The sequence below is a fragment of the Chitinophaga agrisoli genome (assembly GCF_008386695.1).
GTDB classification, from domain to species: Bacteria; Bacteroidota; Bacteroidia; order Chitinophagales; family Chitinophagaceae; genus Chitinophaga; species Chitinophaga agrisoli.
Genome location: NZ_VUOC01000004.1, coordinates 3,091,769 through 3,106,817, shown reverse-complemented (window position 1 = coordinate 3,106,817; position 15,049 = coordinate 3,091,769). Strand labels below are relative to the sequence as shown.

At 49.2% G+C, this 15,049-nt stretch carries 10 protein-coding genes; 5 read left to right on the top strand and 5 right to left on the bottom strand.

Going from position 1 to position 15,049, the window contains the following annotated elements; all coding sequences use genetic code 11:
* Nucleotides 1–72: 72 nt before the first annotated feature.
* The 3 genes from F0L74_RS31345 to F0L74_RS31335 form a co-directional block, all read right to left on the bottom strand.
* On the bottom strand, nucleotides 73–1,950 hold the full coding sequence (locus F0L74_RS31345; protein ID WP_149841823.1) for a DNA polymerase III subunit gamma/tau: 1,878 nt from the start codon (nucleotides 1,948–1,950) through the stop codon (nucleotides 73–75).
* Between the two features lie 83 nt (nucleotides 1,951–2,033).
* Nucleotides 2,034–4,139: a M48 family metallopeptidase gene (locus tag F0L74_RS31340; RefSeq protein WP_149841822.1), complete on the bottom strand. Its 2,106-nt coding sequence runs from the start codon at nucleotides 4,137–4,139 to the stop codon at nucleotides 2,034–2,036.
* Nucleotides 4,140–4,379: 240 nt separating this feature from the next.
* A complete protein-coding gene (locus tag F0L74_RS31335; protein WP_149841821.1) occupies nucleotides 4,380–5,540 on the bottom strand; it encodes a hypothetical protein in 1,161 nt (386 codons plus the stop codon).
* Nucleotides 5,541–5,677: 137 nt separating this feature from the next.
* Between F0L74_RS31335 and F0L74_RS31330 the strand changes: the two genes are divergently transcribed.
* Nucleotides 5,678–6,277, top strand: coding sequence for a hypothetical protein (locus F0L74_RS31330; protein ID WP_149841820.1), 600 nt, complete (start codon nucleotides 5,678–5,680; stop codon nucleotides 6,275–6,277).
* Between the two features lie 343 nt (nucleotides 6,278–6,620).
* Here the strand turns inward: F0L74_RS31330 and F0L74_RS31325 are convergent, their stop codons facing one another.
* Nucleotides 6,621–8,057 carry a DUF6600 domain-containing protein gene (locus F0L74_RS31325; protein ID WP_149841819.1) on the bottom strand — a complete coding sequence of 479 codons (1,437 nt, stop codon included), beginning with the start codon at nucleotides 8,055–8,057 and terminating at the stop codon, nucleotides 6,621–6,623.
* Between the two features lie 395 nt (nucleotides 8,058–8,452).
* On the opposite strand from F0L74_RS31325, the gene atpD reads away from it, so the two are divergent.
* The 3 genes from atpD (at nucleotide 8,453) to F0L74_RS31310 (ending at nucleotide 11,839) form a co-directional block, all read left to right on the top strand.
* Nucleotides 8,453–9,955 (top strand): F0F1 ATP synthase subunit beta, encoded by a 1,503-nt coding sequence (atpD, locus tag F0L74_RS31320; RefSeq protein ID WP_149841818.1) that lies wholly within the window; start codon nucleotides 8,453–8,455, stop codon nucleotides 9,953–9,955.
* An 88-nt stretch (nucleotides 9,956–10,043) separates the two neighbouring features.
* Nucleotides 10,044–10,298 carry an ATP synthase F1 subunit epsilon gene (atpC, locus tag F0L74_RS31315; protein ID WP_149841817.1) on the top strand — a complete coding sequence of 85 codons (255 nt, stop codon included), beginning with the start codon at nucleotides 10,044–10,046 and terminating at the stop codon, nucleotides 10,296–10,298.
* Between the two features lie 1,301 nt (nucleotides 10,299–11,599).
* Nucleotides 11,600–11,839, top strand: coding sequence for a helix-turn-helix domain-containing protein (locus F0L74_RS31310; RefSeq protein ID WP_149841816.1), 240 nt, complete (start codon nucleotides 11,600–11,602; stop codon nucleotides 11,837–11,839).
* A gap of 536 nt (nucleotides 11,840–12,375) precedes the next feature.
* Here the strand turns inward: F0L74_RS31310 and F0L74_RS31305 are convergent.
* Entirely contained in the window at nucleotides 12,376–12,927 is a 552-nt protein-coding gene (locus tag F0L74_RS31305) for a YqgE/AlgH family protein (protein ID WP_149841815.1), read from the bottom strand.
* Nucleotides 12,928–13,408: 481 nt separating this feature from the next.
* Between F0L74_RS31305 and F0L74_RS31300 the strand changes: the two genes are divergently transcribed.
* On the top strand, nucleotides 13,409–14,728 hold the full coding sequence (locus F0L74_RS31300; protein ID WP_246197881.1) for a sensor histidine kinase: 1,320 nt from the start codon (nucleotides 13,409–13,411) through the stop codon (nucleotides 14,726–14,728).
* Nucleotides 14,729–15,049: the final 321 nt, after the last annotated feature.

The window sequence follows — 15,049 nt, the reverse complement described above, 5'->3', positions numbered from 1 at the left end:
TGTAATAAAGGGCCGGTACCTGGTATCACCGGCAGCACGGTTACTAATTCTTCATTATCCATTATCAATTGATTAAAAGTCCAGTTCCATATTCAATTTATCCTTCAGCTCTTTAATGAGCGGATATTTTTCTGTCATAAGCTGGAACTGCTCCCGGCTGCTCAGCGGGGCAGGCCCTATATCCTGCGTTTGCTGGCTTTCGTCCAGCTGCAGGGTCAGCACAAGGGTCGGGTTGTTGAACTTCCGTTTAAAGAAGTCGGAGATGGCCAGCTTCTCTTCCTCCATAAACCGGAACTGTACAATGTTACGGCTTACGATCCCTATCTCTTCCTTGGCCAGCAGGTTTACGACGGCCAGCTGCAGGTTGCTCACCACCGTCATTTTGTTGGCCTGCCGGAAAATATCAATGAATTCCTCCCAATATACGGCCAGGGCGCCCTGGGTAATGGGGATCACCTCCTTTACAGGTGTTTGCTCCGCTTTGGCGGCCAGGGCTTCCTTCATGGCGGCCAGGCCGGTAAGTTTGCTGCCGGTAGCGCCTGTTTTGGCTGGCGTGGTACGGGCAGCGGGGGCCGTGCTGGGGGGAGGAGTGGCTGCAGGCGCGGTAGCAGCTGCTGTAGTATGCGTAGCTGGCGGCGGAGTGGCCACCGGAGTGGTGGTTTTCGCAGCCGGCGGCGTTTCGATCGTTAAACGGGCAGATTCATTCTGGGCAATAGAGGCGGCAGTTGCCGGCTTACCGGCTTTTACCGGTGCGGCCTGCGCAAAGGGTGCGCGTAGCTGTTGAGGTACCGCCCCATCAGGCACTAACTTTTTTTTTACCACCTCGCCGGATTGGTCATCGCCCACCAGGGTAACGGCCTGCTGCAGATAACACAGCTTAATAAGGGCCATCTCCACATGCAGGCGTTTATTACGGGCCATACGGTAGTTGATCTCCGTATCATTCAGCACGTGCAGCGCCGTGATCAGGTAGGCCGGACTGATCTTTCCGGACAATTGCTTATAGCGGTCCTTCAGGTTGCCGGATACTTCCAGCAGGTGCAGCACTTTTTCTTCCTTACACATCAGCAGGTTCCGTAGGAACTCTGCCCAGCCGTTCAGGAAATTATCCCCTTCAAACCCTTTCTGCAGTATCTCGTCAAAGATGAGGAGCGCGCCGCCTACATCCTGTTGCAGCACGGCGTCCATCAACTTAAAGAAGTAATCGTAATCAAGTATGTTCAGGTGCTCCAGGGTATTCTGGTAGGTAAGCTTACCACCGGTAAAGCTTACGATCTTATCCAGCGTGCTCAGTGAGTCGCGCATACAGCCGTCTGTCTTCTGGGCTACCAGGTGAAGGGCGTCTGCTTCTGCCTGGATCTGTTCTTTGGTACAGATCTCCTGCAGGTGATCTACCGTATCCTGTATGGTAATACGCTTAAAATCAAAGATCTGGCAACGGCTCAGGATCGTAGGCAGGATCTTATGCTTTTCCGTAGTGGCCAGGATAAAGATGGCATAGGAGGGGGGCTCTTCCAGCGTTTTCAGGAAAGCGTTGAACGCGGAGGAGCTTAGCATGTGCACCTCATCTATGATATAGATCTTGTACTTACCGGCCTGCGGTGCAAAACGCACCTGCTCCACCAGCGTACGGATATCATCTACAGAGTTGTTGGAGGCAGCATCCAGCTCATGGATATTGAAGGAGCTGCCTTCGTTAAATGATTTACAGGAATGACACTCGTTACAGGCCTCCCCATCAGGTTGCAGTTGCTCGCAGTTAATGGTTTTGGCCAATATACGGGCACAGGTGGTCTTACCTACTCCGCGCGGACCGCAGAACAGGAAGGCATGCGCCAGCTGGTTATTGCGGATCGCATTTTTAAGGGTGGTAGTGATGTGGGATTGTCCTACTACGGTCGAAAAGTTCTGAGGACGGTATTTACGGGCTGAAACGATAAAATTCTCCATATACAACGCATTCGCAAAGGTCGAAAGTACGGAAATTCTGTGAGAGTGGAGTGTGCCTGGCTGGCAGTCACAGGTTGCGGGCGTCACCTGCCTTCCATCCCCACCACCATCTCCAGATACCCCTTCTTCATCACTGTGATCCGCCCATTATACACCTCCAGCATAGCCGCGCTCACATCATGCAACACCTGTATCTCCGCTACTTTCGGCGTATGCCCATCGAGGTAATTATCCGGCTGCTGCAGGTACTGCCGGATCCGTTGCTCCAATTCCGCATCTATTGCCGGCGTCAGGTCCGGATGCTGCCACAGCTCCTGTAACAGGTTCCTGAAAATACGGCTCTCTTCCTCCAGCATTTCAAACCAGGGCAGGGCTTCTTCCACAGTGATCCCGGCGGCGCCAAACAGGGCGCTGATGCAATGCAGGATCATGGTGCATTGGGCTTCCAGCTGCTGCGCTTTATCCTGGTGCTGCAATACCCGTTGGTACTGTTGCACCAGTGTTTGTGCAGTATGCTGCGCCACGGCCTGGGTGTAGTGGTAGCGGAAGGCCAGGCAATCCTGCGCCTGCAGCCAGGTGGTCAGCCGGTTGGTCTCGTCTGTAAGGATGGCCAGCAGGCCTGCTGCTTCTGAGGCGGAGAGGGTTTTGCCGTTAAACTCAAAGGCCTGTACCTGTATCTCGCCGCCGGCAATGGCTTCCAGGGTCTCTACATCCTGGCGGTTGCGGAATAACTGGTGGATCTGCCCGGCATGGGCGGTGGCGTATAAGGTATCTGGGTTGACGGTAGCCTGTTCCGCGGGCGTTAATGGCTGCAGGCAGCCGGGCGTAAGGGCGCTAAACGGGCGGTCGTCATAATAGTTATTAAAAACGGCGGGTAGCTCGTATTGACGTTGCCGTTGTTCCAGGTCGGTAATAAACGCCTGGGGGGTATACCACTGGTAAGGGGCCTGTTCCGGCACTTCGCGGTTGTACACCAGTTGGGTCATGGATTCCTGCAGCTGCTCCGGGTTGTTGAACAGCCCCCAGGAGGAGGTGGTGTCTGTTTCCCGGTCGATGGCAGCCTGCCGGTACCATCGTTCCCGCTCTTCGCGGTCGGGTTGCAGGGCCTCTTGCTGACGGAACTGGATCCGGCTCCGCAGCGCATCCTGCGGATAGTCGTCTGTGATCAGTGGCAGCTGCGCGGCATCCAGCAACATATTATTTTGTGCGGCGTAGTGGTGCAGCAGCGCGCTATGCACGCGGTACAGGTTACGGAAACGGCGCTGCTGTGCGGCCAGGGCGGGTAGTTTATGCAAGCAGTGCTCAAAGCAGATGCTGCCCATCTCTACCCGGCGCATGGCGGAGATAGCTGTATTGGTGCCGGTAATACGCAGAGCCACGGAGTCTGCATAACGCTCCATTTCACGGCCCAGCCGCAGGTACTCCCGGTTAATATCATCATATAACAATTGCAGCACATGTTGTATGCCATTGCCTATCCACATCACCATCCGGGCAAACAGGCTCAGGATCACATGGCGGCCGGCCCATTTTACCAGGGTGGTGCGCCAGTGCCCGTTCTCATACAGCCGGTGATAGATCTTTTCCTGTAACGTCTGCAGGTAATTGCCCAGCTGCATGCTGCGCCGGGAAAAATGACCGAATTCATGGGCCAGTACCATGGTCAGCTCGCCCAGGTTAAGGCTGTTCACCAGGCCCAGTCCTATTTCCAGGTCACGGCGGAATGGCCGTAAACCGCCCCTGGCGCCGGTATGGTAAAATATATTGGCCCGCACGCCGGGAATGGCAAAGATCCTTTCCGGCAGCCTTGTTTTGGTGGCGGCTGCCAGCTGGGTAATGAAATCAAACAGGCGCGGATGTTCAGAGGGCTCCAGTAAGGTACGGCAGGGCGTTTCCTGCTGGCGGCGGCTAAAAAGAAAACGAACCAGGAACACCAGCACCATAATACCCAGCAGCATCAGCGCCAGCGCGGTGATAATAGTAAGCACGCGCGGCATATTCAACGCCAGTATAATACCGCCGGCAATGCAGGCCGTGGCCAATACGGTAGCGCTGCATAACAAAAAGATGCAGGCAACGAGGAATATCAGGATACTGCCGGATACTTTTGCAACCTGCCGCCGGAAAAAAGAGGAGGGCGGCAATAACTCCGGTACCTGCCCTATACCGGGCGGGTGTAAGTTGGACATAGTTCGAACAGGTTAGATATTGATGGCAACAAAACCAACTAAATTTAACTGAATTTCCGGAAGTTAAAAAAGGAAGAATGGAAATATCATTCCTGCTGAAACCGTTTGGGGATAAATGACAGGGAGTGATTAATTGTCTGAAATACAGGCTGCGGGTATAAAAGCTCCAGAATATTAAACAGCCACCAGGTACCAGCATACAAAGAGGGTGTATCAAAAATATCATACACCCTCTTCGTATCAGATCGTCGGGTGTCTTTTGAACGGTTTGGTACGGTCAAACAAGTAGCGGTAGGTGGTCAGCTTCCTGCTGCGGTATGTGCCCAGGCTCTCGCCTATATTCATCATGACAGGATTAAAATCGCCTACCCATTGCAGCTCATAATCATCATACAGGTGCCGGCCCTGTATGATCTTGGCGCCTTCCACGATCATATAAGCATCCGCGCCTTTGGCCTGGAATGCTGGTATCACACCGAATATGATCCCGACAAATTTCCGGCAGCGCCCTGTCCATTTCAGCCACAGGAATTGCAGTTTCTGTAACAGCCCAAAACGGCCATTCATATGTTTAAAGAACTGGTTCAGTTCCGGCAGGTTTACCCAAAAGCCAATAGGCTCGTCGTTATAATAAAGGAACCAGGCTATGCGCTCATCCATCACGGGTTTCATTTGCTTGAAGAGCTGCATGACCTGCGCCGGCGACATTTCCTTACCGCCGTCATGGATCGCCCAGGCTTTATTATAAATGATGGAGAAATCCTTCGCGTACTTTTCCAGCTGCCCTTTCTTAATATGCCGGGCGCTATAGGCGGGATCCTTCGCTATGTTGGCATGCCGGGCATAGAATTTCTTTTGCAGCGGGTCGCTTACCTTCATGGCAAAGCAGATCTGGTGAAAGAACGGCTGAAAACCATACTGCTCAAACAATTGCTGGTAGTAGGGGGGATTGTAGTTCATGCCATACAGGGGCTCATGGAATCCTTCTACCAGCAATCCCCACCAGTTATTGCGCTCCCCAAAGTTAATGGGGCCATCCATGGCTTCCATGCCCCGCTCCTGCAGCCACTGTTTGGCGGTGTCAAACAGCAGGTTGGCCGCGGCCTGGTCATTAATACAGTCAAAGAAGCCAACGCCGCCAGTAGGCTGCTCATCGCCCTTGCTACGGTATTTCTTGTTTACAAATGCGGCAATACGGCCTATATAGGCGCCCTGGTCATTCTTTAACAACCAGCGTACTGCCTCTCCATTACGGAAAGTCTTATTTTTCTCCGGATCGAATACCAGGTTGATATCCTTATCCAGCGGGCGTATCCAGTCTTTATTGCTTTTATTCAGATCTACATGGATCTGTATAAACTGCCTGGCGGTTTTCGCGTTATCTACTTTGACAAGCTCCATAGGGCTACAAAAATAATGAAGTAACCGTAATGTCGCGGAAAGTATTATAAGGTTTTAGCATATTATATATCACCCCATTAAATGGCATCATTTTTTCTGCTGAGGTCATTACAGTAACCAGGGACAAACTATTCCAGATGAAAAGAGGGTCATTATATACCATTATTTTTTTCTTTTTAGCCGTGATCATCGGCGTTGGCTATTACCGGCAGCAGCATCGTATCCGGCAGATCCTGAACCAGAACGAGCGCCTGCTGAACGAGAACCGTGACCTGAAACAAAGCCTTAGCACCGCCAGCGGGGCCGCCCAGCAGATAGCAGACCGTAAGGATCAGCAGGAGCGGGTGCAGGGGCAGTTTGTGGAGCGCCGTACCTATTACCGCCGCAACTGGCAGCAGTTCATTTCTGTAAGCACCAGCGATTACCGCACCGGGCTCCTGGGAGGTATCAAGAACCTGCAGGTGATCGTACGTAACCAAACGGAATATCCCATCGATAATGTGGTGGTCACCGTGCAGTACCTGCGCAGTAAAGGGGATGTTTTCAAATCAGAACAATATACGGTGAACGATGTCCCGGGTAAGGGTACCCGGTCTATTGAGGCGTCCGGCAGCCGCAAGGGCATGAAAGTGGAGTTAAAGCTGGTGAGTATCACCAGCCAGGCCATGAACTTCTGCTGGTCTGCAGATAAGCGGGTAGCGCAGGGCGATCCCGACCCGTTCCTGTGTACTAAATAAATCGCTTAGGTCCTCAGCTTGTCAGCCTAAAGCGTAAACATTTATGCTTTAGGCTGCTTCCACATAACCCACCGGCGCCCGGCTACTTTCCCAACACACAACCTCCATGCTCACATTCCCTTAATATAAACTCCAAAACACCAGTCATTCTTACTCCGCCCCAGTCAACCTCCCCGCTTACATTTTCCTGCATACACTCCGGGATAGCGATCCCCGTTCCGCCTGAACTACCATTTCAGCTGTCTATCTCACAATCCCGGTTTCATTCCAAACAAAAAGCCCGCTGGTGCAAAACCAACGGGTCTTTTCATTTTTTATCTCCTAGTCATCTATCTAAACGATCTTAATTCCTTTGTATCCTCCTGCTTCCACCGTCATTATTAGCCGGTCTGGGCGCAGGGGCCGGCCTGGGGGCTGACTGCTGCTGCACACGTGGGGCAGGCGTAGGCCTGGGGGCCGGGTTAGAAAAAGTACGCTGCGGCGCCGGGCTAGGTCTTGGAGCCGGTGCAGGCCTTGACTGTGGCTGTGGAGCCGGTGCAGGCCTGGGGGCCGGAGCAGGCGCTGTCCGCGGCATTGGCGTTGGAGCAGGCGTAGGTCTGGGCACTGGTGCTGGTGTAGGCCGGTTAGGCTGGTCAAATACCCGTCTTGGCGTGCTCCGGTCGGGCGCTGGTGTAGGCGTAGGCCGGTTTGGCGTAGCAGGCGTGGTGGCCGGTGTTATCGGGCGGTTATTGGTATTGTTATTATCAAATACCCGCCTTGGAATGCTCCGGTCTGGCGCCGGTGTAGTCGTAGGCCTGTTGGGTGTAGTAGCAGGCGTAGTAGGCTGAATATTATTCGGCGTGGTAGGCGTGGGCGTTACCCGGTTGTCATCCACGCGCCTGTTATCGTTATTATCAAATACTCTCCGGCTGGTCCTGCCCGGTACGCCAGGCTGACTGCTGTTGTTATTATTGGGTGCAGGTAATACCCTGTTACCATTGTCTACCCGCGCAGGAGCGGTGGTACGGTTGCGGTTATCAGCCAGCGGCCGGCGCAAGGCCTCGCCCTGCGGGCGGAAGATCCGCATCTGGTTATCGGCTACCCGGCTACGTTCCGGCTGACGGCTGTCTACCACCCTAACCGGGGTAATGGGCCGGCGAGTTACACGTTCTACATCTCTCACTTCAGGGCCACGGTAGTAGCGGGTACGGCCACCGGTCCGTACATTATTGATAATGGTGGTATTGTGGATGATGGTCACATTCCGGCTGCGGTCCACATAATACCGGTTAATGACCGGGCTGGAAATATACTGACAGGGTACAAATGACCAGTAGGTAGTAGGAGGGTTATAGTTAACCCCGATGCTGATGCCAGGGCTTAAAGGCGCCCAGCCATAATAGTCAGGGCTGTTACGCCAGCTCACCCAGGCAGGTCCCCACTCTTCGCCGGGTACCCAGATCCATCCATAATAGTTGTCATATGTCCAGCGGCCGTAATGGAAAGGCGCCCAACCCCAATCGTAGTCAGAGGCCCAGGTCCAGCCATAATCCGTATATACCCAGTGGCCGTTGGTAGAATAAGGCTGAAAGTCCTGGCCTGCATTTGGCACCCACACCTGGCCGTAATTGCCATAGCTCATCCACTGGCCGTAGGGACTTAAAGCGTCGTAAAAGGCAGAAAAGGATACGTTTACGCCGGCCTGTGGGACCTGGGCGGTGGCGCACCCGCTGCCAAACAACGTGGTGAAGAAAAGGCTGGCTATCATCACGCTCGCATAATAGGTTATCTTGCTTTTCATGTCACTTACTTTTTAAGGTATCAAGGAAATCCAATCACTTCATTTCCTACATAACTGTTAACGCTGAATGTAATGCGATTTTCATACCAGAGGCCCAATATGTCAACTAACTTAACTTTATTTAACTGTCCTTAACAGATCACCCCCTGAATTTTAACATTTCAACTTCATTAACACGCCATTCGCAGGTGAATATTGTGCAGTCGCCGGACAAATTGGCCCTGGAAGCGACAAATTACGTGATCAGGAATTGCTTTAACATTAGATTATTCTTACATTTGAGGATAACTCCAACAAATCCGGGCGTATATTTGAATCTTACCCCTTCAATCATTACCTTTGCGCCAAATTTTATAAACCGCTCATTTTAAGTATTTATAAACCACTAATATAATATGCCTAATACAGGTAAGATCAAGCAAATTATCGGTCCCGTAGTGGACGTGCATTTTGAAGGAAAATTACCCGAAATCTACAACGCCCTGGAAATTACCCGTGATAATGGTCAGAAAGTGGTGCTGGAAGTACAGCAACACCTGGGAGAAGACAGCGTTCGTTGCGTAGCAATGGACTCTACAGATGGTTTTGTGAGGGGAATGGCGGTAACTGATAAAGGCACTCCTATTAAAATGCCCATCGGCGATCAGATAAAAGGACGTTTGTTCAATGTGGTAGGTGAAGCTATTGATGGCCTTGGCGATATCGATACCGCCAATGGTTACCCCATCCACCGTCAGCCCCCCAGGTTTGAAGACCTCGCTACAGATACCGAAGTGCTGTACACCGGTATCAAAGTAATTGACCTTATCGAGCCCTACGCAAAAGGTGGTAAGATCGGTCTGTTTGGCGGTGCAGGCGTAGGTAAGACAGTATTGATCCAGGAGCTGATCAACAACATCGCAAAAGGTTACGAAGGCCTTTCCGTGTTTGCTGGCGTAGGCGAGCGTACGCGCGAAGGAAACGATCTGATGCGTGAAATGATCGAAGCTGGTATCGTAAAATATGGTAAGAAGTTCCAGGAGTCCATGGAGCATGGCGGCTGGGAACTGGCTGCCGTTGATAAGGAAGAGCTGAAGAACTCCCAGGCTACCTTTATCTTCGGTCAGATGAACGAGCCCCCTGGCGCCCGTGCGCGTGTGGCCCTGTCCGGTCTGACTATCGCTGAGTACTTCCGCGATGGCGACGGCTCTGCTGCCGGCGGTCGTGATATCCTCTTCTTCGTTGACAATATCTTCCGTTTCACACAGGCTGGTTCTGAAGTGTCCGCACTGCTGGGCCGTATGCCTTCTGCCGTGGGTTATCAGCCTACGCTGGCTACGGAAATGGGTCTGATGCAGGAACGTATCACCTCTACCAAAAACGGTTCCATCACCTCCGTACAGGCCGTTTATGTACCTGCGGATGACTTGACCGACCCTGCTCCGGCTACTACCTTCGCCCACCTGGATGCTACCACGGTACTGGATCGTAAGATCTCCGACTTAGGTATCTACCCGGCTGTGAGCCCGCTGGATTCTACCTCCCGTATCCTTAGCCCCGCTATCGTAGGCGAGGCGCACTATAACTGCGCACAACGCGTTAAGATGATCCTGCAGCGTTATAAAGAGTTACAGGATATCATCGCCATCCTGGGTATGGATGAGCTGAGCGACGAAGATAAGCTGACAGTATCCCGCGCACGCCGCGTACAACGTTTCCTGTCACAGCCTTTCCACGTGGCAGAACAGTTTACCGGTCTTAAAGGCGTACTGGTACCCATCGAAGAAACGATCCGTGGTTTTAACATGATCATGGACGGTGAAGTGGATGAGTATCCGGAAGCTGCCTTCAACCTGGTAGGTAATATCGAAGACGCGATAGAAAAAGGTAAACGCCTGCTGGCAGAAGCCTCCAAATAATTATAAAGATGTGAAAGGCGCGGCGTGAAACTCGATTTCACACACGCCTTTCACCTTTCTTGTCAAACCTAATTCTAAGAAACATTATATGTTACTTGAAGTATTAACACCTGAAAGAAAGCTGTTTACCGGTGAAGTGTATGGCGTGCAGCTGCCGGGCATTGATGGCTCGTTTGAAGTGCTGGACAGGCATGCGCCGCTTATTGCAGCCCTGGGTAAAGGCAAGATGAAGGTGCTGAAAAATAAAGCGGAGTCCGAGTTTTACCAGATAGAAGGCGGTTTTGTAGAAGTGTTGCACAACAAGGCAACAGTACTGGTAGAAGGCGCCTCTTCAATTAGCTAATAAGGCCTTGTGATAGTGATGGATGCATAGCATCTACGATATAGCAGCAGATTTAACATAGCAGAAATAAGCAGGCCGGGTATGATTACCCGGCCTTTGTTTTTGTCCTAACTATTCCAATCTAAGAAGACCCCGTTAAAAGCGCAGCAGGATTACTGGCCGGGTTATTCTACGAGCAGGTTATTGCCGATTATGATAATTAATAAAAATTACCATGCAGCAGGCATATAACCCTATTCCTATGAAAATGAATATATTTTAAGTGCTCCTGAATGATCGGTGCCGTTCAGAAGAACAGAGGGTTTGAATAAGTTTTTGGGTGTTGTTCTATATATATTATCCGATCCTATAAAGGCCCTGTAAGAAGCCTAGTATTATCGTTTTCATAGGTTTAGCATTCATTGGCGACTACGCCTCATTAGCTTCTGCTCTCACATTTGAAAAATGGGTTAATCAAAGCGCTCATTGGTTGATCCTACCGTATCCATTTTACATTAGCAAGATATCTAAATTGTTTTGAATATTCTTACTCCGTTTAGTCATTTTTGTTAGGAAAAGTATATGATGTTTCATTAGTCGTTGGACTTCAAAGCGTAGGCAAAGAAAAAAAGATCAATTTTTTTTTGATAACCTGTTGCATATAAATCATGCAGGGCGATAATGGCCCAGTTGCGCTGCAGACGGGCCAAAGCCGCCAGAACTGTGGTATTACTGCAGGTGTAACGGAATGAAACGTATTGAAAGTTTTTTGCCGGATATGCAACTCATTCATTCCTATCACTCTATCTGCAAAACATATATGTGGTAAGGTTATTATCATATCGGAGGGCTGTCTAATGCTTTCATTTGACCGTTGCAGATCAATATATCATACTGTTATATATCCCCGCAAATGCAGAACGGCCTTGTTTTAGCTGCTGATCATTATTACACGGTAAAACGATCCTGCATAATGTAAACGTTCACACGTATTTATGTTTTTGTGTTAACAATTCATTAACAAGCCATTAAGAAAACAACGGTGTAGAAAGCTCTAAATTACTGTGTATGAATGCGCAGGCAACCGGCCGTATTTTTTGTACCTGCATATTCGTATAGTGCGCTAAAACTATATGCCATGTCCGCTGTCACTGTGTTGCTACGTAACCTGAACTACACCTGCTTTGACCTGCGCCAAAGCCCCTTTTTACTACGCTTGTACGCTCCGGATAACGGTAGCAGCTAATGTCTGCTAATGCCATACTTTTTTATTGAAAGACATCTTGATCATATCCGTCTTTGACTTGTAACCGTTTACACATATGGAACCGAAAACCGTCACTGCCAATCCTACTTCAAGAGTCACTGCAAAACTGCGCTCCCTGCGCCGCAGAAAGGAATATTCACAAGAGTATATGGCCTTTATGCTAAACATCTCACAGAACGCCTACAGCCGCCTGGAAAACGGCAAAACGCCACTTACTATCAATCGCCTGTTTGATATATGCGCATTGCTGAATGTACCACCCGCAGACCTGCTGGGACCGGATATCTTTGGATAGCAGACTTATAGCTGCAACTTCATACGCATGATAAAGCGGGTTAACAGCCAGCTTGTAAAAAGCACGGTATATATCGCGCGGCTTGCCAGCATAAAGCATGAATATACCGGGGCTGCATCAAGCCAATGCCTGCCGTATAAAATCCGTAACGTTTTCTACGCAAAATGTGTGCAGCTTGGCAACGTGTATGTTGTATGAAAACGACGTCTATACACTTATCCGCCTAACAACAACAAAGACCGGTATTTCCGGTCTTTGCGAGGTTATCTCATAGGATGGCTAAAACAGAAGATAGTCTTAGCATATCTTCAATCCTTTGCGATGAAATAATAAGTTTGATTGCATACCGCCATCCCTATGTATGCATTACGAGTGTGTATTAACAGCGTAGAATACCGGGTGTCCATAACTGATCATTTTGGGAGAAGCTATATCTATTGTCAGCGTAATATTCTTATGTGAAGTTGACACTTATTTTTATCGCCACCTAAACATGTAGTGGATAAATTATGCCTGCTGGCTCTAATACAGGCCCATCAGTTAAGCGAAGGATCGATCGGAAAATTAGCCATGATCGCGAAATTATTACCCAGGTTCTTCAATGATTGCTGCCAGATATTTTCTTCTTTCTTATCAAACACCAATGCAGCATCACTCTCCGATAAGATCCACGATTTTTCATTGAATTCATTCACCAGCTGTCCGCTGCTCCAGCCACTGTAACCAATAAAGAATTTGATCCTGGTCAGATCCAGCCGGCCGTCATTGATGAGCTTTACTACATCATCAAATTTACCGCCCCAGAAGATACCGGGGATGATCTCAAAACCGCCTTCTATCAGATCAGGCTGTTGATGCACAAAATGGATCGTATCCAACTGCACAGGCCCGCCAAAGAACACAGGAATATTGTTTACCAGTACGTCAGGCACCAGCTCGTCCAGGGTTTGATCAAACAGCTTGTTGATAACAAAACCAAAACTTCCTTTATCCTGATGTTCACAAAGTAAAACCACGGTACGTGCAAAATTGGGGTCTTTCAGAAAAGGATCAGCTATCAGTAATATGCCGGGAGAAAGGGACACCATACGCAACGAATTTTGATCACTTGATCAAATTTAACCAATTTTGAATTGTGATGCTGCGTGATAGCACAAAAAAAGGAGGCTAGAAAGCCTCCTTACCATTTTATCAACCAAAATCTAAATCGCTTATGGAACGAAATCCACGTCGATGTATGTAGAAAGTTTATTTGCTTATTTTGTGACTGATATCCAATGTATCAAAATTGGTACCAGATTCTATGGCAAAGGTAAGTAAAGATGGAATAAAAAGAGCATCAATTCGCCGTTAAAATTACGTTAAAGTGATATTCTTTTGTTAAAACTAGACTGATAAACGGTTTGCGCGGTCTAATTTTGTATCATTGTTGCTATAGCAATAATTGATTTTGATAGAATTTAAGGCACAGAATATTATCTTAGAAGGTTACCATCAGATAACCGTATTATTTAAGGTTTTTACAAATACATGCTACCGTTAAAGAAAACATTTCCGATAATCGTCGTCTTGATCACCTTATCCCTGCTGGGAATTATTGTTATACAGGTCAGCTGGATCCGCAACGCCGCTATCCTCAAAAAGGAACAGATGGAACAGCGTTTCCTCAGCGTAGGGGAGTCCATCCGTGATCAGATGGTACGCCGCCAGGCCCCGCCTATACGCTATAAAATGGGCGGTACAAAGCTCACCACCGGCGATAACCGCATCCTCCTCGACAAATTCGAGTTCAGTAATATACCCGTTAACATTAGTGACCGTTTCACTACGGACGAAGTGAGGAGTATGATAGACAGTTTGTTGCACAAACAGAAACTTGATACCAAATTTGAGTTCGGTATCACCGGCAGAAGCCCCTTCAGCAACGAACATATCATCAAGATGCAGTCCTCCAAATTCGGTCCCACCTTCGAGGCTGCTTTTAACGATACCACAGACTACTACGTACAGCAAACGCCGTTGGTCAACAGCGCAGAAGATATCAATGATCAAACGGAAGTGCTCTACATCGTAGTGCCCAACAACAGCACCGCATTGCTACACTGGCTTAGCTGGGTGATAGCAGGTTGCGTATTGTTCACATTCATCATCGTTACCGCATTTGCATTGACCATCCGTACGTTGTTGAACCAGAAAAAACTATCGGAGATAAAATCGGATTTCATCAATAACATGACGCATGAGCTCAAAACGCCATTGGCCACCATATCGCTGGCCATTGACGCTATTGGCAACCAGAAGGTGATAGAGAACCCGGAAAAGATTCTGCAGTTCTCCGGCATCATCAAGGAAGAGAATAAGCGCATGAATAAACAGGTGGAAAGCATCCTGCAATCCGCCCTGCTGGAAAAGAACGAAATAGGCCTCAACCTCCAAGTGATAGACGCCCATGCGATCATACAGCACTCTGTGGACAATCTGCAATTGCAGCTGGCCTCAAAAGATGGCCGCGTAGAGCTGCGCCTGGATGCCATCAACCCCATCATAAAAGCAGATGATGTGCATTTCTCCAACGTGATCTTCAACCTGCTGGATAATGCCATCAAGTATTCCAAGCAACGCCTCGAAGTAGTGATCAGCACTTACAACACCCGTAAAAGCCTGGTCATCACCGTTTCCGATAATGGTATCGGTATGAGCCGCGATACCGTTTCCCGCATCTTTGAAAAGTTTTACCGCGCCCATACCGGTAACGTACACAACGTAAAAGGGTTTGGCCTGGGGCTTAGCTACGTAAAAGCCATTGTAGACGCCCATAAGGGCAAGATCAAGGTGGATAGTGCGCTGGGTAAGGGCAGCAAGTTTACCATGGAATTTCCGCAGGAATAGCGTTCTTAGTGAATTAGCTTTTACAGGGAAACAGCCTGCAAACAGGGAGGCCTGTTAGTGCAATGGGGCTGCCAAAACGCCCCTCTGCGGGAGGCGATTTTACACGTAACTATCATTGGACCATCATCGAATTACCATCGACCGTCATCGGACTATCGTCGAACTATCATCGAAGTATCATCGAACTATCTCCGCTTTTCCAACCGCTTCAAAACTGCCATTATTGCTCCTTTTTGCTTTTTCTGCTATTCTTTTCATTCCTGCTTATTTACACCCCGTCTATTTTGTTTGTTGATACAACCTGCTTACTATTGCAGTATT

Excerpts from the sequence above, each read along its gene's own strand:
- F0L74_RS31345 (WP_149841823.1), bottom strand. The coding sequence starts at position 1,950 with ATGGAGAATTTTATCGTTTCAGCCCGTAAATACCGTCCTCAGAACTTT.
- F0L74_RS31340 (WP_149841822.1), bottom strand. The coding sequence starts at position 4,139 with ATGTCCAACTTACACCCGCCCGGTATAGGGCAGGTACCGGAGTTATTG.
- F0L74_RS31335 (WP_149841821.1), bottom strand. The coding sequence starts at position 5,540 with ATGGAGCTTGTCAAAGTAGATAACGCGAAAACCGCCAGGCAGTTTATA.
- F0L74_RS31330 (WP_149841820.1), top strand. The coding sequence starts at position 5,678 with ATGAAAAGAGGGTCATTATATACCATTATTTTTTTCTTTTTAGCCGTG.
- F0L74_RS31325 (WP_149841819.1), bottom strand. The coding sequence starts at position 8,057 with ATGAAAAGCAAGATAACCTATTATGCGAGCGTGATGATAGCCAGCCTT.
- atpD (WP_149841818.1), top strand. The coding sequence starts at position 8,453 with ATGCCTAATACAGGTAAGATCAAGCAAATTATCGGTCCCGTAGTGGAC.
- atpC (WP_149841817.1), top strand. The coding sequence starts at position 10,044 with ATGTTACTTGAAGTATTAACACCTGAAAGAAAGCTGTTTACCGGTGAA.
- F0L74_RS31310 (WP_149841816.1), top strand. The coding sequence starts at position 11,600 with ATGGAACCGAAAACCGTCACTGCCAATCCTACTTCAAGAGTCACTGCA.
- F0L74_RS31305 (WP_149841815.1), bottom strand. The coding sequence starts at position 12,927 with ATGGTGTCCCTTTCTCCCGGCATATTACTGATAGCTGATCCTTTTCTG.